Annotated in this window: 16 protein-coding genes and 1 pseudogene; 8 read left to right on the top strand and 9 right to left on the bottom strand. The window is 68.7% G+C overall.

Going from position 1 to position 19,748, the window contains the following annotated elements; genetic code table 11:
• Positions 1 to 424 (bottom strand): annotated as a pseudogene (locus VGC56_RS18265) (polyhydroxyalkanoate depolymerase); the annotation flags it as partial.
• A gap of 134 nt (positions 425 to 558) precedes the next feature.
• Between VGC56_RS18265 and VGC56_RS18260 the strand changes: the two are divergent.
• From VGC56_RS18260 to VGC56_RS18250, 3 genes are read left to right on the top strand one after another with little or no spacing between them, the layout of a single operon-like run.
• Complete coding sequence (locus VGC56_RS18260; protein ID WP_464127187.1) at positions 559 to 2,334, top strand: ABC transporter transmembrane domain-containing protein; 1,776 nt, start codon at positions 559 to 561, stop codon at positions 2,332 to 2,334.
• Positions 2,331 to 3,404, top strand: coding sequence for a mannose-1-phosphate guanylyltransferase (locus VGC56_RS18255; protein WP_464127188.1), 1,074 nt, complete (start codon positions 2,331 to 2,333; stop codon positions 3,402 to 3,404). The genes VGC56_RS18260 and VGC56_RS18255 overlap by 4 nt, the downstream gene beginning before the upstream one ends.
• Before the next feature lie 17 nt (positions 3,405 to 3,421).
• On the top strand, positions 3,422 to 4,381 hold the full coding sequence (locus VGC56_RS18250; protein ID WP_464127185.1) for an aldo/keto reductase: 960 nt from the start codon (positions 3,422 to 3,424) through the stop codon (positions 4,379 to 4,381).
• Here the strand turns inward: VGC56_RS18250 and VGC56_RS18245 are convergent.
• From VGC56_RS18245 to VGC56_RS18235, 3 genes are all read right to left on the bottom strand, one after another.
• Positions 4,378 to 4,605, bottom strand: coding sequence for a hypothetical protein (locus tag VGC56_RS18245; protein WP_464127184.1), 228 nt, complete (start codon positions 4,603 to 4,605; stop codon positions 4,378 to 4,380). The two genes, VGC56_RS18250 and VGC56_RS18245, sit on opposite strands and share 4 nt — an antisense overlap.
• A gap of 65 nt (positions 4,606 to 4,670) precedes the next feature.
• Entirely contained in the window at positions 4,671 to 5,093 is a 423-nt protein-coding gene (locus VGC56_RS18240) for a GtrA family protein (protein WP_464127181.1), read from the bottom strand.
• The gene (locus VGC56_RS18235; protein WP_464127179.1) at positions 5,093 to 5,914 is read right to left on the bottom strand and encodes a glycosyltransferase family 2 protein; all 822 of its coding nucleotides are present in this window, start codon (positions 5,912 to 5,914) and stop codon (positions 5,093 to 5,095) included. Before VGC56_RS18235 ends, VGC56_RS18240 begins: the two co-directional genes overlap by 1 nt.
• A 52-nt stretch (positions 5,915 to 5,966) precedes the next feature.
• Between VGC56_RS18235 and VGC56_RS18230 the strand changes: the two genes are divergently transcribed.
• The 4 genes from VGC56_RS18230 (at position 5,967) to glnA (ending at position 9,837) form a co-directional block, all read left to right on the top strand.
• Entirely contained in the window at positions 5,967 to 7,634 is a 1,668-nt protein-coding gene (locus VGC56_RS18230; protein ID WP_464127178.1) for a hypothetical protein, read from the top strand.
• A gap of 59 nt (positions 7,635 to 7,693) precedes the next feature.
• Positions 7,694 to 8,032: a P-II family nitrogen regulator gene (locus VGC56_RS18225; RefSeq protein ID WP_464127176.1), complete on the top strand. Its 339-nt coding sequence runs from the start codon at positions 7,694 to 7,696 to the stop codon at positions 8,030 to 8,032.
• A gap of 12 nt (positions 8,033 to 8,044) precedes the next feature.
• The gene (locus VGC56_RS18220) at positions 8,045 to 8,254 is read left to right on the top strand and encodes a helix-turn-helix domain-containing protein (RefSeq protein ID WP_464127175.1); all 210 of its coding nucleotides are present in this window, start codon (positions 8,045 to 8,047) and stop codon (positions 8,252 to 8,254) included.
• A 173-nt stretch (positions 8,255 to 8,427) separates the two neighbouring features.
• Positions 8,428 to 9,837 carry a type I glutamate--ammonia ligase gene (glnA, locus tag VGC56_RS18215; protein WP_464127173.1) on the top strand — a complete coding sequence of 470 codons (1,410 nt, stop codon included), beginning with the start codon at positions 8,428 to 8,430 and terminating at the stop codon, positions 9,835 to 9,837.
• A 60-nt stretch (positions 9,838 to 9,897) separates the two neighbouring features.
• On the opposite strand, the gene VGC56_RS18210 is transcribed toward glnA, so the two are convergent.
• Positions 9,898 to 10,893 (bottom strand): phosphatase PAP2 family protein, encoded by a 996-nt coding sequence (locus VGC56_RS18210; protein WP_464127171.1) that lies wholly within the window; start codon positions 10,891 to 10,893, stop codon positions 9,898 to 9,900.
• Between the two features lie 244 nt (positions 10,894 to 11,137).
• Between VGC56_RS18210 and VGC56_RS18205 the strand changes: the two genes are divergently transcribed.
• A complete protein-coding gene (locus VGC56_RS18205; RefSeq protein ID WP_464127169.1) occupies positions 11,138 to 12,931 on the top strand; it encodes an ABC-F family ATP-binding cassette domain-containing protein in 1,794 nt (597 codons plus the stop codon).
• Here VGC56_RS18205 and VGC56_RS18200 read toward each other — a convergent pair.
• From VGC56_RS18200 to VGC56_RS18185, 4 genes are all read right to left on the bottom strand, one after another.
• Complete coding sequence (locus VGC56_RS18200; RefSeq protein WP_464127167.1) at positions 12,928 to 14,559, bottom strand: alkaline phosphatase family protein; 1,632 nt, start codon at positions 14,557 to 14,559, stop codon at positions 12,928 to 12,930. The two genes, VGC56_RS18205 and VGC56_RS18200, sit on opposite strands and share 4 nt — an antisense overlap.
• A 218-nt stretch (positions 14,560 to 14,777) precedes the next feature.
• The gene (prsR, locus tag VGC56_RS18195; protein ID WP_464127166.1) at positions 14,778 to 16,142 is read right to left on the bottom strand and encodes a PEP-CTERM-box response regulator transcription factor; all 1,365 of its coding nucleotides are present in this window, start codon (positions 16,140 to 16,142) and stop codon (positions 14,778 to 14,780) included.
• Positions 16,139 to 18,217, bottom strand: coding sequence for an XrtA/PEP-CTERM system histidine kinase PrsK (gene prsK / locus VGC56_RS18190; protein ID WP_464127165.1), 2,079 nt, complete (start codon positions 18,215 to 18,217; stop codon positions 16,139 to 16,141). The genes prsR and prsK overlap by 4 nt, the downstream gene beginning before the upstream one ends.
• A complete protein-coding gene (locus tag VGC56_RS18185; RefSeq protein ID WP_464127164.1) occupies positions 18,214 to 19,602 on the bottom strand; it encodes a TIGR03013 family XrtA/PEP-CTERM system glycosyltransferase in 1,389 nt (462 codons plus the stop codon). Before VGC56_RS18185 ends, prsK begins: the two co-directional genes overlap by 4 nt.
• Positions 19,603 to 19,748: the final 146 nt, after the last annotated feature.

Here is a 19,748-nt window from a genome sequence, read left to right as displayed (position 1 = left end):
GCACCAGTTTCGCGTCGCGCCAGTCGGTGATGTAGACGTCGTGGCGCGGAAGCATCCGCTCGACCGTGCCCCTCAGCAAGGTGGCATAATGGCCCGACATCGGCGCGACGATCAGCAGCTTCGGCCCGCCCTTCACGCCTTCGCGGCGGAAATGCTTGAGCTGGCCGAACGGCTTCCTCAGCACGATCTCCTCGGTGACGCGCACCTCGCGGCCCTCGACGAGGGTCGTATCGAACCCGAAGTCCGGCTTGCCGCGCGGCGCCGAGGCGTGGGCGAAGACGTCCAGCGCCGAGGCGACGATCGGCCCCATCGAGCTGTAGGCGAACGGATTGGCGGGGTTCTGCATCCAGCCGGCGCCCATGTTGGCGAGGGTGCTGGCACCGGCGAGCAGCGAGCGCTGCATTTCGTAAGCGTCGTAGAGCATCGGCTCTCCAGATGGTGCGCGCGAGAAAAAGGATCAACCGGCGCAAGGGCTTGGGAACTTAACGGGCAGCGGGTGCGAAGGCTCCCCGGGCGCCGGCATTGAGCGTCAGTGCATGCGCTGCTAGGCCCCTCTTCATGGCTCGAACCGGCGACGACACTCCGCCCCCCGGCAGGATCGCGAACCTCGTCATCATCTGGCGTTTCGTGGCGCGATACAAGGGCCATGTGGCCGGCGCCCTGCTCGCTCTGCTCGTCGCCGCGAGCGCGACCCTCGCCATTCCCAACGCCTTTCGCCTGATCATCGACAAGGGGTTCATGGCGTCCGGGGGGAATATTGACCGCTGGTTCCAGTATCTGCTGATCGTGGTGGTGGTCCTCGCCATCGCAACGGCGCTGCGCTTCTATTTCGTGTCCTGGCTCGGCGAGAGGGTCGTCGCCGACGTGCGCGAAGCGGTGCAATCCAACCTGCTGCGCCTCGCGCCGAGCTTCTTCGAGGAAAACAGGCCCTCGGAGATCGCCTCGCGCCTCACGGCGGACACGACCATCATCGAGCAGGTCGTGGGAACCACCATATCGGTTGCCTTGCGCAATGCGGTGATGGGTGTGGGGGGCGTGATCTACCTGGTCGCGCTGGCGCCGAAGCTGGCGGCAATGCTGCTGCTCGGCATCCCGCTGATCATCCTTCCCATCACGATCCTCAGCCGACGGGTGCGAACCGTCTCGCGCCAGAGCCAGGACCGCATCGCCGACGTGGGTGCCATGGTCGACGAGGTGCTCGGCGCCATGAAGATCGTCCAGGCTTTCGGCCAGCAGGCGCGTGAAGCGACCCGCTTCGCCGATGCGGTGGAGCGGGTCTTCCAGACGGCCCGTCGCCGCATCACCCTGCGCGCGGCGATGACGGCGATCGTCATCGGGCTGCTTTTCGGCGCGATCACCCTGGTCATGTGGCAGGGCGCGGTCGACGTTCAGAAAGGCCTCCTCAGCGGCGGAACGATCTTCGCATTCGTGGTGACCGGCGGCCTCGTCGCCGGCGCGTTCGGGGCGCTTACCGAAGTCTATGGGGAGCTCCTCCGCGGGTCGGGCGCCGCCGGACGCCTCGCGGAGCTGCTGGCCGAGCAGCCGGAAATCCGCGCCCCTGCGCGGGTCACGCCGCTGCCTCAGCCCGCAAGCGGCGCGCTCGAGTTCCAGGATGTGACCTTCCGCTATCCGACCCGGCGCGAGGTTTCGGCGCTTTCCAATTTCTCGCTCGCCGTGAAGCCGGGCGAGACGCTGGCGGTGGTCGGGCCGTCGGGCGCGGGCAAGTCGACGCTCTTTCAGCTCGCCTTGCGCTTCTACGACCCGGAGGCGGGGCAGGTGCTGCTCGACGGCGTGCCGCTGCCGGAGGCGGACCCCGCCGATGTCCGCGCCCGCATGTCCGTGGTGCCGCAGGAGACGGTGATCTTCGCCTCCTCCGCCCGCGACAACCTCCGCTACGGCCGCTGGGACGCGTCGGACGCGGAGCTGTGGGGGGCCGCGGAGGCCGCAAACGCCGCCGAATTCCTCCGCAAGCTCCCCGAAGGCCTCGACACCTATATGGGCGAGGGCGGCGCCAGGCTTTCCGGCGGGCAGCGCCAGCGCATGGCGATCGCCCGGGCCATCCTGCGCGACGCCCCGCTCCTCCTCCTCGACGAGGCGACCTCCGCGCTAGATGCGGAGAGCGAGCGGCTGGTCCAGGCATCCCTGGAGCGGCTGATGGCGAACCGCACCACCATCGTCATCGCTCACCGGCTCGCCACCGTCCGCGCCGCCGACCGGATCATCGTCCTCGACGACGGCCGCATCGCCGAGGAAGGCACGCACGACAGCCTGAACGCCCGCGGCGGCCTCTACGCCCGCCTCGCGCGGCTCCAGTTCGAAGGGCTCGCCGCCTGAGCCCGGGCCGGATCACGCCGGTCATCCTTTCCGGCGGCGCCGGCACGCGGCTGTGGCCGCTGTCGCGCCTGGACCGGGTCAAGCCGCATGTTGCGCTGACGGGGGAGCGCACCATGCTCCAGGAGACGGCGCTGCGGGCGGCGGATCCGACCTTGTTCGACCCGCCGATGCTGGTGCTGGGCGAGGAGCATGCGGCGACTTCGCTCGCGCAGCTGGCCGAAGTCGGCGTGACCCCGCGCCTGACCGTGCTCGAGCCTTGCCCGCGGGGAACGGCCGGCGCGATTGCGCTCGCCGCCCTGAATGCCGCGCCGGACCAGCTCCTGCTGGTCATGCCGAGCGACCATGTCGTCGGCGACCCTGGCGCGTTTCGCGCGGCGATAGAGGCGGGCCGGCCGCTGGCGGAAGACGGCTGGCTCGTCACGTTCGGCGTGACGCCCGACCGGCCGGAAACCGGCTACGGCTATATCCGGCAAGGCACGCCGCTGGAGGGCGGCGCCTTTCGCGCCGCCGCGTTCGTCGAGAAGCCGCCGAGGGAACTGGCTGAGCGTTATGTGGAGGCCGGCGACTGTCTCTGGAATGCGGGCATCTTCCTGTTCCGGGCCGATGCCATGCTCACCGCCTTGGAGGCGCAGGCTCCCGAGGTGTTCACGGCGGCGCGGGCCGCGGTCGAGCGGCAAACGGTGGAGGCACAGTCGGCGAGGCCCGACGGCGAAGCCTTCGCCGCCGCGCCGTCCGCGGCGATCGACCGGGCGGTGATGGAGAAGAGCGACCGTGTCGCGGTCGTGCCGGCGAACATGGCCTGGTCCGACATCGGCAGCTGGGAGGCTTTGTGGGCGCTCGGGCCGCGCGACGAAGCCGGGAACGTGCTCTCCGGCGACGTCGTGGCGCCGTCGAGCACCGGCTGCCTGATCCGCTCCGACGGGCCGACCCTAGTCGCGCTCGACGTCCATGACCTCGTCGTGGTCGCGACCGAGCGGGCGGTGCTGGTGGTGCCGCGTGGCGAGAGCCAGCGCGTGAAGGAAGCTATCGACGCGCTGCAGGCACGGGAGCAGAAGCCGCCCCGACCTTAATCTCCGAGGAGCGAGTCGTGCCCCATCTCCGTCCGCTTGGCCGCAGCGGCCTTGAAACCCCTCCCCTCGTCCTCGGCGGCAACGTCTTCGGCTGGACCGCCAGCGGTGAGGACGCCTTCACAATCCTCGACCGCTTCGTCGGCGCTGGCGGCCGGATGATCGACACGGCGGATGTGTATTCCGCCTGGGTGCCGGGCCACACAGGCGGCGAATCGGAGAGCCTGATCGGCGAATGGCTCCGCCGCCGCGGCTCGAAGGGCGAGGTGCTGATCGCCACCAAGGTCGGCATGCTGCCCGGCGAAGGCGGCGAGAAGCTGGAGCCGGCGCGGATCGTCGCGGCGGCCGAAGCTTCGCTCCGGCGTCTCGGGGTCGACGCCATCGACCTTTATTACGCCCATCAGGAGGACCCGAAGACGCCGGTTGCAGAGAGCCTGCGCGCGTTCGACCGGCTGGTGCGGGACGGCAAGGTGCGGGCGCTCGGCGCGTCCAATTATGCGCCGGAGAGCCTCGCCGCCGCGCTCGACGTTTCGGAGCAGGAGGGGCTCGCCCGCTACGAGGTGCTGCAGCCCGAATATCACCTGATGAACCGCGGCGGCTTCGAGGGCGGGCTTCAGACGCTGTGCGTCGAGCGGAATGTGGGAGTGCTGCCTTATTACGGCCTCGCCTCCGGCTTCCTCACCGGCAAATACCGTTCGGCCGCCGACCAGGGGCAAAGCGTGCGCGGCGACCGGATGGGGAAATATCTGAACGCGCGCGGCTATGCGGTGCTGGCGGCGCTCGATGCGGTGGCGGCGGAGACCGGGACCAACCCGTCGACTGTCGCGCTTGCATGGCTGGCGGCGCAACCCGGAATTACGGCGCCGATCGCCAGCGCCCGCACACCCGAGCAGCTCGAGGATTTCATCGGCGCGATGGAGCTGGAGTTGAGCCGCGAGCAGGTCGAGCGGCTGGACGCCGCGTCGCGAACGGAAATCTAGCGGCCGACGATCTCCTCGCCCGCATGGAGCGCGATGTCGCGCAGCGTAGCGCCGGCTTTGGCGATCGCGGCGGCGATCGTCCACAGGACCAGCACTGCGGTCCATGGCAGCATCACCGCGCTTGCGCAGACGATGAAGACGAGGCCGACGGCGAGCTTCAGCGCCGCGGGCTTGCGCGGCTGTGCGATGACGACGGCTTCGGCCTCGATGCGCTGCATGAACATGGGTTTCTCCTCCTGTCGTGCGAGCATCGGCCCGGCATGGTTAAGGACTTCCTAACGCCCGCCCCTCAGGCGGCGCGGAACACCCAATAGCGGTTGACGAGGAAGCTCAGCAGCGGCGTCACCCCGACCATCGCCGGCACCGGCGCCAGCGGCGGCAGGTGCATCGGCCCGGTCAGCAGCCACACCCAGAAGCTGTTCAGCGCGAAGCCGCACAGGGTCGCGCCGACGAAGCGGGCGACCGTCGCCGCCTCCGCCTCCCGGCTGCCCGCGAAGGACCAGCGGCTGTGCACGAAATAGCCGGCGATCAGCCCCACCGCATAGCCGCACACGTTCGCGCGCATCGGCGACATGCCCATCCCCACCGCCGCGCCTGAGTAGACGAGGGTGGAGAGCGCCGTGACCCCGAGCCCGGCGACGCCGTAGCGGACCAGCTGGGCGAAGGCTTCGCTTCGGACGAACGGAGCGATCGCTCCGGCGAGCGCGCGCATCAGGCGGCGGCGCCCATCCGGGCGGCGATAGTGGCGCCCATTTCATGGACGGGCACGGCGGGCGCCAGGCGCGCATCCTCAGCGGGCTCGAACAGCGCCGGGCGCTTGAGGCCGAGCTTGCAGAGCCGATACTCGACCGACGTCTTGAGCACGCCGAGCCCGTAGATGCACGAGCGGCGGAAGTTGATGCTGGAGGCCTCGGCGAAATATTTGGTCGGGCAGGAGATCTCGCCCATGTGGAAGCCATGCCAGGCCGCCTGGGCGATCATCTGGTTGTCGAACACGAAATCGTCCGAGCAGGCGAGCAGCGGCAGGGTCTCGAGCACCTTGCGGCTCCAGGCGCGGTAGCCGGTATGATATTCGCTGAGCTTCTGGCCCATGACGATGTTCTGGAAGAGGGTGAGCAGCCGGTTCGCCACATATTTGTAGCGCGGCATGCCCCCGTCCAATGCGCCCTTGCCGAGGATGCGCGAGGCGAAGACGGCGTCGTAATGGCCGGACGCGATCATCCCTGCCATCGCCGCCACCAGCCGTGGCGAATATTGGTAATCCGGGTGGAGCATGATGACGATATCGGCGCCGCGGGCGAGTGCGGCGGCGTAGCAGCTCTTCTGGTTGCCGCCATAGCCGCGGTTGCGGTCGTGCAGGATGGTGTGGAGGCCGAGCGACTTCGCCACGCCGATCGTGTCGTCGGTCGATGCGTCGTCAGTGAGGATGATGTCGTCGACGATGTCGGCGGGGATTTCCATCACCGTCTGCCGCAGCGTCTTCGCCGCATTATAGGCCGGCAGGACCACCGCCACCTTCTGACCACCGATCATCGCGCTTTCCCCTCACTGTGACGGGCACACGCTATGGGTCGATGGTTAATCAATGGCTAAAGCCGCGCCTTCGAACGTAAAATTTCTCGACAGAGACCCCTTTCCTGCGCAGAATCCGGCTCTGAGAGGGGCTTCTTCGGGGGAATTCACGATTTCGACCATCGGCCGCGGCGACACGCCCGCCGCTCGCGACCGCCTGGTGCGGCTCGTCCTGCTTGCGCTGTGGGTGGCGCTCTCCGGCTTCTTCACGCTCCGCCACGTCGTCTGGCGCGACGAGATGCGGGCCCTCAGCCTCGCCCTCACCGGCGACAGCGTGGTCGGCATGATCCGCGCCATCCACGGCGAGGGACATCCCGCCCTCTGGTACCTGCTGCTCCGGGGCGCCCACACGCTGGCCCCCGTGCGCGAAGTGCTGCCGGCGATCGGCTGGGCGCTGACCGCGGCCGGAGCCGCGCTGTTCGCATTGCGTGCGCCGTTCCGTCCGGTGACGCTGGCCCTCGTCCTGTTCGGCGCCTTCTTCGTGTTCGAATATGCCGCGATCGCCCGCAATTACGGCATCGGCATGCTGGTCCTCTTCGCCGTCGCCGCGCTCTATCCGACGCGGCGGGACCGCGGCGTCACCATCGGCCTGCTCCTCGCCTTGCTGTGCAACACCAACGTCCCCTGCTGCGTGCTGGCGGCGATGATCCTCGGCTTCTGGCTGGTCGAACTGCTTGGCGAGGAGGGGCTGCGCTGGGGGCCCAAATACCGGCTGTTCCTCGTGAACGCGGCCGTCGCGGCCGCCGGGGCGGCGCTGTGCTTCGCGACGGTGTTCCCGACGGTCCACGACGCCGCCGTCATCGTCCACCCCCACGGCATCGGCCCCGGCCTCGTGCTGAGCGCCCTCTTCACGCCCGCCCTCTCCTTCTGGGACTTCGTGCCACCCTTCCTCCCCAACAGTTCGGCGGGCGCCGCGCTGTTCGGCATCCTCATGTTCGGCAGCCTGCTCGGGCTGCTCCGCGCCCCGGCCGCCTTTCTCTCGGCGCTCGCCGCGATGCTGACCTTCGAGCTCTTCTTCCAGATCGTCTATCCCGGCTATTACCGCCACCAGTCGCTCTACCTTTGCTATCTCGTCGCCATGTACTGGCTCGCGGCGGCCGGGCGGGGCGGGCGCTGGCCCCCGCGCTGGCGGGTGGCCGAGCGGTTCGGGCGCGCCACCGGCGTCGGCGAGACGTTGTTCATGCTGCTGCTCGGCCTGCAGGTGCTGACCACGCTGAGCATGCTGTCCACCGATCTCGGCGGCTATCCCTACAGCCGCGCCCGCGACCTCGCCGAGCTACTGCGCGGCGAAAAGCTCGACCGCGCCATCGTGCTGACGGACCCGGACATGTTCGCCGAAGCCTTCCCCTATTACATGCCCCAGGCGCCGCTCTACCTGATGCGGCCGCAGCGCTTCGGCACCGTCGTCCAGTTCACCCGCCGGGGGGTGCGGCTCGAGCTCAGCCCCGACGACTATCTCGCCGACGCCCAGCGGCTGCGCGCCCAAGCCGGGCGGCCGGTGGTGCTGGTGATCCAGCATCGCCTGCGCACCGACAAGCCGACGCGGACGAAGGAGGTGAACTTCTGGTACTTCTCGACGACGCCTGACCAGGTGCGGCGATTCCAGGCGGCCACGCGCAAGATCGCCGATTTCGCTCCGGTGGTCAGCGACGAAACCTACGAGGTCTACGTCCTGCGCTGACCTTTCCGGCGCCGGCCGGGGCGGCTATGCGTGCGGCGACAGGACAAAGGACGAGGCGCGTGAAGAAGATCGAGGCGATCATCAAGCCGTTCAAGCTCGACGAGGTGAAGGAGGCGCTGCACGATGTCGGCGTCTCCGGCATCACGGTCACCGAGGCCAAGGGCTTCGGCCGCCAGAAGGGCCATACCGAGCTCTATCGCGGCGCCGAATATGTCGTCGATTTCCTCCCCAAGGTGAAGCTCGAGGTGGTGGTCGAGGATGGGCTGGCCGAGCGGGTGGTGGAAGCGATCGCCGCCGCCGCGCGCACCGGCCGCATCGGCGACGGCAAGATCTTCGTCTCGACCGTGGAGGAGGCCCTCCGCATCCGCACGGGAGAACGCGGCTCCGATGCGATCTGAGCAGACGCGGGCGTGAACGATCCCCTGCTCGCCTCGATGTCGCCGGAAGAGCTGCGCAGCGCCATGCACGCGCTCGGCTATCGGACGCAGGCGGACCTCGCCAACGCCATCGGCGTCAGCCGCTCCGCCGTCTCGCTGTGGCTGGAAGGCAAGGTCGGCGTGCCGCGCCCGGTGGCGATGCTGCTGCGCATGCTGATCCGCGCGCGCCGCCGCGACTTCTGAGCCGCAACTCCTCCACGTGAAATCTTCACCGCCCGGCGCGCCGGGGTGGACGCGGCCCGCCGCGGCGGAGAAGGCTCGGACCGCACAGCAGCCGGATTCGCCAGCCTCATTCGCCCCTCCCTTGAGGGGCGGCGGCGGGCGTTCAGGCGCAACTTCCGAACGAGGGACATCAGATGAGCGAAGCGGGCAAAATCCTGAAGCGGATCAAGGAGGAGGAGATCGAGTGGGTCGACCTTCGATTTACCGACCCGCGCGGCAAGTGGCAGCACCTCTCGATGGTCTCGGGCCTCGTCGACGAGGACCAGCTGACCGACGGCTTCATGTTCGACGGCTCGTCCATCGCCGGCTGGAAGGCGATCAATGAGAGCGACATGATCCTGCGGCCGGACCTCGACGCCGCCTATGTCGACCCCTTCTCAGCGACGCCGATGCTGGTCCTGTTCTGCGACATCGTCGATCCGGGCTCGGGGGAGCTCTACGCCCGCGACCCGCGTTCCACCGCCCGCCGCGCCGAAGCCTACCTCAAGGGCACCGGCATCGGCGACACCGTCTATGTCGGTCCCGAAGCCGAATTCTTCATGTTCGACGACGTCCGGTTCGAGGACGGCTACAATGCCTCCTACTTCCGCATCGACGATATCGAGCTGCCGACCAACACCGGCCGAGAATATGAGAACGGCAACCTCGCCCACCGGCCGCGCGCCAAGGGCGGCTACTTCCCGGTGGCCCCGGTCGACAGCGCGATGGACATCCGCGCCGAGATGGTCTCGACGATGATCGAGATGGGTCTCCCCATGGACAAGCACCATCACGAGGTCGCCCCCGCCCAGCACGAGCTCGGCCTCACCTACGGCACCCTCGTCCAGACCGCCGACCGCATGCAGATCTACAAGTATGTCGTGCACATGGTCGCCCATGCCTACGGCAAGACGGCGACCTTCATGCCCAAGCCGATCGCCAAGGATAACGGCTCGGGAATGCACACCCACATCTCGATCTGGAACGGCGGCAAGCCGCTCTTCGCCGGCAACGGCTATGCCGGCCTGAGCGAGACGGCCTTGTTCTTCATCGGCGGCGTCATCAAGCATGCGCGGGCGCTGAACGCCTTCACCAACCCGACGACGAACAGCTACAAGCGCCTCGTGCCGGGCTTTGAGGCGCCGGTGCTGCTCGCTTATTCGAGCCGCAACCGATCCGCCTCCTGCCGCATCCCCTACGGCACCGGCGAAAAGGCGAAGCGGGTCGAGTTCCGCTTCCCCGACGCGCTCGCCAATCCATATCTCGCTTACTCGGCGATCCTGATGGCGGGCCTCGACGGCATCCAGAACCGCATCCATCCCGGCGAGCCGATGGACAAGAACCTCTACGACCTGCCGCCGCAGGAGCTGGTCAACGTTCCCACCGTCTGCGGGTCGCTTCGCGAGGCGCTGAACGCGCTCGACGCCGACCGCGGCTTCCTCACCAAGGGCGACGTGTTCACCGACGACCAGATCGACGCCTATGTCGAGCTGAAGTGGGAAGAGCAGATGCGCTGGGAGACGACGCCGAGCCCGGTCGAATACGACATGTATTATTCGAACTGAGGCTTCAGCCTTTGCCAATCGGGAAGGCCTGCCGGGAGACCGGCAGGCCTTTTCCTTATCTCAAGCCGCGCGCGAGGCCGGGGCTTCGCTGAGCGCCACCGGCGCCGGCCGCGCCACCGACCAGACGAGCCGCGGCCCCCGCGCCGCCCGCGCCCGCAGAGCCTCGGCCCGCGCCGCCAGCGGCAAGTAGGCCCGCTCGGCGAGCAGGATGGCGCAGAGGGCGACGGCGGCGCCGCCGATAAGGTCCGCGACATAATGGCCGCCGACGATCGGGGTCGCCGCGAGCATCATGGCGTTCAAGACGAGCAGGATCGGCCGCAGCCAGCGCACCCGCCATCCGGCCCAGAGATAGACGAGGCCGCTCGCGCAATGCAGGCTCGGGAAAGCGATGATGGGCGAGCCGAAGCCGCTCGGCAGGCTGCGATGGCCGGCGCGGATCAGGTGCAGGTCCTGCACCCAGCTTTCGCCGGTGACCGGGAGGTAGCGATAGGCCGCCACCTCCAGGTCCGAAATCCCGAGATGGGCCCAGGCCGTGGTCGCCGGAAAACATGCGAAGAGGCCGATCGTGAGGAGCAGGGAGGCGAAGCTGGCCAGGATGAACTTCTCGAGTTCGGCAACGCGGTCCGTCGCGCTGAGCACGAGGATCAGCAGGAGCGGCTGTGCTATCATCGTGAAATAAGCGGAGAGGACGATCCGCGCGATGCCGCGATGCTCTGCGAAGAAGCGGGCGTAGGCCGTCCATTCGTAGTGGAGCGTGCGGTCGAAGGCGAGGAAGGCTTCGTCGTAGAGGGGACGCCCCGTGGTTGCGGCGGCGTAGGCGAGCATCATGCCGACCCCGCCCGCGACGCTGAGCTGGTAGAAGGCATTGATCGCAGCGCCCACGCGGCGGCCGCGGCCGCTGAGCCGGCCCGCAAGCAGCATCCCGCCTGCGCCGAGGCCCATCGACAGGCCGAGGCCGAACACCATCGGCGGCGTGAGCTGGTAGCCCGCGGCCCAGAAGAGGACGTAGGCGATCGCCGCGACGCAGACGATCGGCAGCCACAGGAAAATGCCCATGCACGGTCCCCACCCTATGCAGGCGCGCGTTCGTTCGAGCGCCCATTGCATGCGAGGCTATGGGGCGTTGGTTAACCAGGCGTTGAACAGCCAAATTGGTGATAATAAAGGACTTGTCGGCGAGGCAGGGGCTCCCGAATTAACGCTTCATCCGTGCCGCATTCCGGGGCATGAGGCAGCCGCCGCCGCTCATTCGGCCGAGGCCCCCTTGTCGCATCGACCTCAATAATCGAGTTGCTGATCCATGGCCGCCCCCGTCCTCGCTTATGAAAATCTCGGGCTCGTGCAGGGCGCCGGCTGGCTATTCCGCGGCATCGACCTGTTCGTCGGCGCGCGCGACCGGCTGGCGCTGATCGGCCGTAACGGCGCGGGCAAGACGACGCTGCTCAAATGCCTGGCCGGGACGATCGATACCGACGAGGGCCGGCGGACGATGCAGCCGGGGACGAAGGTGGTGCTGCTGGAGCAGGACCCGAACGTCGAGCGGTTCGCCACCCTGCGCGACTTCGCCCTCGCCGCCCCGAACGCCCCGGCCGCGCACGAGGTGGATGCCATCGCCGACCAGCTCGGCATCGACCTCGACCGCCCCGCCGCCACCGCGTCGGGCGGCGAGCGGCGGCGCGCGGCGATCGCTCGGGCACTGGCGCAGGACCCCGACGTCCTCCTCCTTGATGAGCCCACCAACCATCTCGACCTCGCCGCCATCGAATGGCTGGAGGATTGGCTCTCGCGCTACACCGGCGCCTTCATCGCCATCAGCCACGACCGCACCTTCCTGAAGCGCCTCACCCGCTCCTCGCTGTGGCTGGAACGCGGCAGCCTGCGCCGCGCCGAGATCGGCTTCGGCGGCTTCGACGCCTGGACCGAAGCCGTCTACGCCGAGGAAGCGCGCGCCGCGGACAAGCTCGACGCCAAGCTCAAGATCGAGCTCCACTGGCTGGAGCGCGGCGTCACCGCACGGCGCAAGCGCAACCAGGGGCGCCTCGCCAAGCTCCACGAGTTGCGCGCCACCCGCGCCGCCATGCTCGGTCCGGCGGGCACCGCGAAGCTGGGGCTCGCCAACGACGACGTGAAGACGAAGATGGTGATCGATGCCGAGAAGGTGACGAAGCGCTTCGGTGATCGGACCATCATCCGCGACTTCAGCCTCCGCATCACCCGCGGCGACCGGATCGGCGTGGTGGGTGCGAACGGCACCGGCAAGACCACCTTGCTCAAGCTCCTCACCGGCGAGATCGAGCCGGACGAAGGCAGGATTCGGCGCGCGAAGACTCTCGACGGCGTGATCATCGACCAGCAGCGCAAGCTGCTCGATCCGGCAAAGAGCGTGCGGGACATCCTCGCCGACGGCGGCGACTGGATCGACGTGCGCGGCACCCGCAAGCACGTCCAGGGCTATCTCAAGGAATTCCTCTTCGCGCCGGAACTCGTCGACGCGAAGATCGGGACGCTCTCGGGCGGTGAGCGCTCGCGGCTCTTGCTCGCCCGCGAATTCGCCCGCCGCTCGAACCTGCTCGTCCTCGATGAGCCGACCAACGACCTCGACCTCGAAACCCTGGACCTCCTCCAGGAGGTCATCGCCGATTATGACGGCACCGTCCTCATCGTCAGCCACGACCGCGACTTCCTCGACCGGACCGTCACGATCACGCTGGGCCTCGACGGCTCCGGCAAGGTCGACGTCGTCGCCGGCGGCTATGAGGATTGGCAGAAGAAGCGGACGCAAGCCGCAGAGGCCAGGTCGCCGCGCCCGCAGCCCAAGTCCGCATCGTCAGAGGCCGCCCCAGCCGCCAAGGCCATACGGACCAAGCTCACCTACAAGGACCAGCGCGACTACGACCTCCTGCCGCGGCGCATCGAGGAACTGGAGGCCCAGATCGCGCGGGACGAAGAGGCGCTTCACGATCCCGATCTCTATGCGCGGGACCCGAAGCGCTTCGCCGCCCTCACCGCAGGAGTCGAAAAGGCGCGGGCCGAGCGCGATGCCGCCGAGGAGCGCTGGCTGGAACTCGCGGAGCAGGTGGAGACGCTCGGCTAGCGGCAGGTGCTCCCCGGCCCCGCATCGAGATCGAGGCAGTGGCCGTCGATCTCGCCCGCCGGAACCTTGAGGCCGATCAGCGCCGCCAGCGTCGGCATGATGTCGACCGTCTCGACCGACAGAGGCTGCTCGAACGGCGTCATGCCCTTGCGCCAGAACAGGATCGGCACCCGCCGGTCATAATCCCACGGGCTGCCGTGGGTGGCGACGGAGCCGCGGCTGGTGTCGAACAGCGACGTCACGCGCGGCTTCAGCTGCACGACGAAATCGCCGGAGCGCTGGGGATCGAAGCTCGCCCTGGCGCGCTGGAGGAGGCTCCACGTCTCGGGCGGCCCTGAAGGCTGCGGCGCGCCGGCGAGCTCGGCATGGGTGTAGACCGCGGCCACCTGCGGGTGGGCGCGATAGGCGGCGACGGCCTCGCGCAGCACGCGCTGGCGCACCGGCCCGGCAATCGCCTTGTCGATGTAGAAATCGCCGATCGCGCCGGTGCCGAGCAGCACCGGGCCCTGGAGATGGAGCCGGGCTGCGAGCGCCCTCCCCATCGCCCCGGGGCTGAGCGCCGGGTCGGCGCGTGCCGCGCCGGGGATGCCATGCTCGGCCGCGCGCTCGGGGATGTCGTTGCCGCCATGGTCCGCGGTCAGCATCACGACATAATCCACCCCGGTGGCATCGAGGTCGCGGAAGAAGTCGCCGAGCAGACGGTCGAGCGCGAGCACCTGCAGGCACATCTCCGCGCCTTCGGTGCCGTAGGTGTGGCCGACATAGTCGGTGGCGGACAGCCCCACGGCCAGGATGTCCGTCGCCGGTCCCTCGCCGAGGTGCATCTCGCCGCGCACCGCGGTCGCAAGCGCAACGGTCGCGGCGTCGAATTCGGGCGAGATGCGAAAGCCGCGCGCGTCTCCGCCGGCGCGGGCGAAGCGGCCGGCGCCGACCGGCTTGCCGCCGCCGCCCACCGCCACCGGGCGGCTCCGGGCCTCGCAGACGGCGGGGAGCGGCATCGCCGGCATGGGCCGGGCAAGCGCGGCCGCCACCTCGGCATTGACCGCCGCGCCGGCCGCGGCGGGGGCTACCTTGCCCCCGAACGTGTAGCTCTTCCCAGTCCAATACCAGCGCTGGTCGGGCCCGTAGCCGCCCATCATGATCGCCGCGCGGTCCTTGCCGGCGACCGCGACCGAGCGCGACCGGGGGTCCGCCACCTTCATCCGGTCGCCGAGCGTCGGGACCTTCAGGAACTGGGTCGAGACGGTGTAATGGTCTGAGCTGCTGCCGGGGACGCTCGGGTCCTCCGAGCAATAGACCTGCTTGTCGGGCCGGGCGAGGCTCTGGTCGAACCATTCGTTGGCGATGATCCCCGTCCGTGCCGGCCGCGCACCGGTGAGGATGGTCGAATGGCCGGGGCAGGTCTCGGTCACGTTGTGGCTCTGGTAGCCGGACGGGAACACCACGCCGTCCTCCAACCGCCTCAGCCCCCCGGTGAAATGCTGTCGGTACTGCGCGAAGAGGTCGGCGGAGAATTGGTCGACCGAGATTGCGACGATCAGCTTCGGCGGCGGTCGGTCCGCGGCGGTCGCGGGGGCAAAGGCGGCGGGGGCGAGCGCGAGCGCGGCGGCGACGAGTCTAAGCTTCATGCCGCCGTGTGTAGCCGACCCCCAAAGGCGGGCAAGGCCTCCATTTCCCTCCCCATCGTTAGATGGGGAGGGGGACCAGCGAAGCTGGTGGAGGGGTAGGGTAGCGCAAGGCTTGATCGGAATTGGGCGCGCAATCAGACGCCTCGAATACCCCACCACCACCCTGCGGGTGGTCCCCCTCCCCCCGAGCTGTCGCTCGCGGGGGAGGCACGGTCGCGCTAATGCTGCAGCTCGTACTGCTTGAGGAGGTCGTAGAGGGTCGGCCGGCTGATGCCGAGCAGCTTGGCAGTGCCGGAGATGTTGTTGTCGCTGCGGGCGAGCGCCTGGCGGATGGCGCGGCGGTCGGCCTGCTCGCGCGCCGCCTTGAGGTTCACCGGCAGCGCATCGGCGTCCACGGGCGCGAGGTCGAGATCCTCGGCGGTGATGAGCTTGCCGTCGGCCATGATCACCGCCCGCTTCATGCGGTTTTCGAGCTCGCGCACGTTGCCAGGCCAGGCCCAGGAGGCGATGGCCGCCAGGGCACCGGGGGCGAGACCCTTGACCTGCGGGTTCATCTCCCGCGCGAAGATGTGGAGAAAGTGCTTGGCGAGCAAAGTGGCGTCGCCGTGACGCTCGGCGAGGCTCGGGATGCGCACCACCACTTCGGCGAGACGGTAAAAAAGGTCCTCGCGGAAGCTCCCCGCCTTAATCATCTCGGGCAGGTCCTGGTGGGTCGCGCAGACGATGCGGGTGTCGACGGCGATCGCCTTGCGGCTGCCGATCCGCTCGATCACCCGCTCCTGCAGGAAGCGGAGCAGCTTCACCTGGAGGGGGAGCGGAATGTCGCCGACCTCGTCCAGAAAGAGCGTGCCGCCATGGGCGAGCTCGATTTTCCCTTCCGTGGTCTTGATTGCGCCGGTGAAGGCGCCCTTCTCGTAGCCGAACAGCTCGGCCTCGAGCAGGTTCTCGGGGATCGCCGCGCAGTTGATCGCGACGAAGCCGCCCTTGGCGCGGCGGCTGGCGGCATGGACGCCGCGGGCGAGCAGCTCCTTGCCGGTGCCGCTCGCGCCGAGCAGCATCACCGAGACGTTGGTGTTGGCGACCCGCTCGATCGTCCGCGCGACCTTCAGCATCTCGGGCGCGGCGGTGATCATCGTGCCGAGGACGAGCCGGTCGTCGCCCGCTTTCTCCTCGAGGCGGCGGTTCTCTGTCTCGATGCCGTGGAGCTGAAAGGCGCGGCGGACGATCATGCCCAATTGGTCGATGTCGACCGGCTTCTGGTAGAAATCGTAGGCGCCCGACGCGATCGCCTGCAACGCGCTCTCGCGGGCGCCGTGGCCCGAGGCGACGATCACCTTCGTGTCCGGCTTCAGCGATAGGATGGTCTCCAGCACCGCGAACCCTTCGGTGGTGCCGTCCGGATCCGGCGGCAGCCCCAAATCGAGGGTTACGACCTGCGGCTCCTCCGCGCGCAGGATGTTGATCGCGGCATTGCGGTCGGAAGCGACCAGCACCTCATAATCCTCATACGCCCAGCGCAGCTGGCGCTGCAGGCCCTCGTCGTCCTCGACGATCAGCAGGCGCGGCTTGAAGGGAGCGTTCATGCATATTTCCGTTCAGGAACAGCGCCAGCACTCTCGGCCAGCGGAAGGAAGATGGTGAAACGGGTGCCCGCACCTTCGCGGCTCTCGACGTCGAGCCGGCCGCCGATCGCCGCGACGAGCCCCTTCGCCTCATAGGCGCCGACGCCGAAGCCGCTCTCCTTGGTCGAGGCGAAGGGCTGGAACAGCCGGGTGCGGATGAATTCGGCGGACATGCCGCGGCCCGTGTCGGCAATCTCGATCGCCGCCTCCCGCCCGCGGGCGGCGTAGCGGATGGTAACCGGAGCCTGGGGAGGACTGGCGTCGATGGCGTTCTGAAGGAGGTGCATCAACGCCTGGGCAAGACGGCCGGGATCGGCGAGCGCTGCAAGCGCCCTGTCCCCTTGCACCTCGACCGGGTGCACCCGCCGCTTCACTTCGGCGACCGAGGCGATTGTGGACGCCACCGACACGGCCCGGACCGGCTCCGGCTCCACATTGCTGCCGCCGCGGCTGAGGCGGGCGAGAAGGTCGTTCATCTTCTTCACCGAGCTTTCCAGCGTGGCGATCATGTCCTGGCGGAATTCGGGCTTGTCGGCGTGGCGCTCGGCGTTGCGGATGACGAGGCTGAGTTGGCTGACCAGGTTCTTCACGTCGTGCATGATGAAGGCGAAGCGGCGGTTGAATTCGTCGAAGCGCTGGGCGTCGGCGAGCGCCTCCTGCCCGCGGGCCTCGGCGAGGTAGCTTGCCGCCTGCATGCCGACCGTGCGGAACAGGTCGAAATCCTCCCAGTCGAGCGGCCGCCGCACCAGCGGGTGTTCGAGGATGACGAGGCCGACGAGGCGGTCGTTATGGAGGAGCGGGATACCGGCCCAGCCGTCCTCGATCGAGGCCAGCCAGTCCGGCGCCGCAATCTCCGCGTCGCCGACGCGGATGCGGCCGCCGCGGGCGCTCTCCAGGTCGATGACGAAGGCGTGGCTTTCCAGCGCGCGGATGAGGTCAGCGCTGCCGTTGCAGCGCGGCACCGCGTGCCGCCAGCGCCACTCCGCGCCGACGCTGAATCGCCCGTCCGCTTCGGCGGCGAGCAGCAGGCCGCCTGGGGCCTCGGCGATGTCCGCCAGCGCTTTGACGATGCGCTGGGCGAGCGGCGCCTGGTCCTCGCCGGCGATGCCGATGGTGCGGGTGAAGCGCAGCCACTCATCGCGATAATCGTAGCGATGCTCGAACAGATGCTTAGCGAGCATCACCCGCGTCCAGGCGCGCATGCGGCCGGAAGGGACGAGCAGTGTCGCGATGACCGTCATCGCGAAAATCACCGCGACCTGGCCGATCCGCACCCAGTGGCCGCCGACCACTTCGAGGATGCGGGTCGCGGACATCATCAGCAGGAGGTAGGCGAAGATGCCGATCACCGAGAGCGACTGGAAGGTCGCCGCGCGCGAGATCTGGACGCGCCACTCCGTGTTGCGCCGGGTCGAGAGGGCGAAGAGCGGTACCAGCATCGCCAGCATTGCGCCGCGCATCGCAACCAGATCGGTGACGGGGCTGCGGCTCAGATAGGCGACGGTGTAGAGGTGGAGATCGTAGGCCCACATCGCGGCGAGCGCGATCATCGGCAGGCGGATTCCCCAGCGGCTGTCGGGCGCGGCCTGGCCGTAGAGGTTGTGGACGAGGACGAGGGAGCCCGCGGCCACCGTGAGGCCGATGATCTGCGCGGCGGCCGCGAGCGCGTCGTGGACCAGCGGGTTCTTCTCGAACCCGGGGATGACGCCGGCCAGGGTCAGCTGGAGCCCAATGACCGCGGCGAGGACCGTGTAGACGAGCTTCACCGCCGGCTGCCGGTCTCCGTCGGCTTCGTCGAAGATCGCGAACATGAAGGCGAGGAAGGCGAAATTGCGCCCCGTCTCCGCGACGCCGGCGGCGACCGAGGTGGGGCCGAGCAGCGCTACGAAGATCGCCCACACCGACGTCGCCGCGAAGGCGCCGAGCAGGCGGTGGCTTCGCGGCCCCGCCCCCCAGTAGCGCAGCTGCCACAAAGCCAGCGCGCCGTAGAGAACGGCTGCCAGGGCGTGGGACCAGAGGCCGATGAGGGCGATCACCGTGCGCCCTCCGGCCACAGCACCACCCGCACCGTCTGGAGCAGGATCAATATGTCCAGGAAGGGCGTATAGTTCTTCGCGTAATAGAGGTCGTATTCCAGCTTCTGGCGGGCGTCCTCGACGCTGGCGCCGTAGGGGAAGTTGATCTGCGCCCAGCCGGTGATGCCCGGCTTCACCACGTGGCGCTCGGCGTAGAAGGGGAGCCGCGCCTCGAGATCGTCGACGAATTGCGGCCGCTCGGGACGGGGGCCGACGAAGCTCATCCGCCCGGTCAGCACCGTCCAGGCCTGCGGCAGCTCGTCGATGCGGAGCTTGCGGATGATCGCGCCGACGCGGGTCACGCGCGGATCGTCCTTCTGCGCCCAGACGGCCTTGCCGCCGACCTCGGCGTCCTCGCGCATGGAGCGCAGCTTGATGAGCTCGAACCCTTCTCCGTAGAGCCCGACTCGGCGCTGGCGGAAGAAAGCGGGGCCGCGGCTCTCCATCTTCACGATGAGGGCGGTGAGCAGGATGAGGGGCCCGAACAGGATCAGGATCGCCGCCGCGACGAGGATGTCGAACAGCCTCTTGCCAGCCGCGGAGATGCGGCGCCCGGCGGAGAAGCCGTCCGAGAAGATCAGCCAGGACGGGTTCAAACTGTCGAGGTCGACCCTCCCCGTCTCCCGCTCGAGGAAGGAGGAGATGTCGTTGACGTGGACGCCGGTCGTCTTGACCCGGAGGAGGTCGGCGAGCGGCAGGGCGTTGCGGCGCTCTTCCAGCGCCAGGACGACCTCGCTGACGCCGAGCCTGACGACATGGTCGGTAAGGCTGTCGATGCGGGAGCGGTTGATCGCCCGCGCGACGGCGACGGGTCCGTCGTTCATCGCCACGACCCCGGCGACCGTGAAGCCGGCGCCTTCCGCCTGCGCCAGCGCCTCGATCCGCGCCGCGCGGGCGCCGGCGCCGAGGATCAGGATGCGGCGCTTGAACGCCTCGGCGCCGATCGTCCGCTCGAATACCAGCCGCACTGCGAACACGGCGAGGAAGGCGAACAGCATCGCGTAGAGGAGGTTCGAGCGCCAGAAGGTGATCGCCGGGACCAGGAAAAAGACCAGGCTGAGGAGGAGCACGCCGAGCGAGATCGCCACCACCAGCCGCGCGGCGGCGAGGCGCATCGAGCGCAGCGCCTCGGCCCCGTAGGAGCCGACGCCGACCATGGCGAGCTGCATCGTCGCGGCGAAGGTGGCGAGGTGGGGGAGCCGCGCCCAGTCCAGCGAGACGTCGCCGCCGATCTGCCATGTCCGGAGCGCCCAGCCGGCCTCGCCCGCGAGCAGCAGCAGCGCGAAATCGATCGCGCCGAGCCACAGCACGGCGTGCGAGACATAATGTTTGAACAGCCTGACCAAGCGGTCCGCTCCTTGAAGGTGTAAGCCCTCCCGACACCAAGTGTCGCTCAAATTGACAAAGAAACCGTAACCATGGGGCTAATTCGGCAGGGTTTCGGTGCGCTTCAAAGCTGCTTCACCTCGGCGGCGGCAGGCCCGTCAGGCGT

Source organism: Allosphingosinicella sp. (assembly GCF_036403745.1).
In the GTDB taxonomy this organism is placed as follows: domain Bacteria; phylum Pseudomonadota; class Alphaproteobacteria; order Sphingomonadales; family Sphingomonadaceae; genus Allosphingosinicella.
This window is presented reverse-complemented; position numbering and strand designations above follow the sequence as displayed.

What these genes read in the sequence shown, in the direction of transcription:
- VGC56_RS18200 (WP_464127167.1), bottom strand. Translation starts at nt 14,559, where the DNA reads ATGAAGCTTAGACTCGTCGCCGCCGCGCTCGCGCTCGCCCCCGCCGCC.
- VGC56_RS18235 (WP_464127179.1), bottom strand. Translation starts at nt 5,914, where the DNA reads ATGATCGGTGGTCAGAAGGTGGCGGTGGTCCTGCCGGCCTATAATGCG.
- VGC56_RS18260 (WP_464127187.1), top strand. Translation starts at nt 559, where the DNA reads ATGGCTCGAACCGGCGACGACACTCCGCCCCCCGGCAGGATCGCGAAC.
- VGC56_RS18240 (WP_464127181.1), bottom strand. Translation starts at nt 5,093, where the DNA reads ATGCGCGCGCTCGCCGGAGCGATCGCTCCGTTCGTCCGAAGCGAAGCC.
- prsR (WP_464127166.1), bottom strand. Translation starts at nt 16,142, where the DNA reads ATGAACGCTCCCTTCAAGCCGCGCCTGCTGATCGTCGAGGACGACGAG.
- VGC56_RS18205 (WP_464127169.1), top strand. Translation starts at nt 11,138, where the DNA reads ATGGCCGCCCCCGTCCTCGCTTATGAAAATCTCGGGCTCGTGCAGGGC.
- VGC56_RS18210 (WP_464127171.1), bottom strand. Translation starts at nt 10,893, where the DNA reads ATGGGCATTTTCCTGTGGCTGCCGATCGTCTGCGTCGCGGCGATCGCC.
- VGC56_RS18230 (WP_464127178.1), top strand. Translation starts at nt 5,967, where the DNA reads ATGGCTAAAGCCGCGCCTTCGAACGTAAAATTTCTCGACAGAGACCCC.
- VGC56_RS18245 (WP_464127184.1), bottom strand. Translation starts at nt 4,605, where the DNA reads ATGTTCATGCAGCGCATCGAGGCCGAAGCCGTCGTCATCGCACAGCCG.
- glnA (WP_464127173.1), top strand. Translation starts at nt 8,428, where the DNA reads ATGAGCGAAGCGGGCAAAATCCTGAAGCGGATCAAGGAGGAGGAGATC.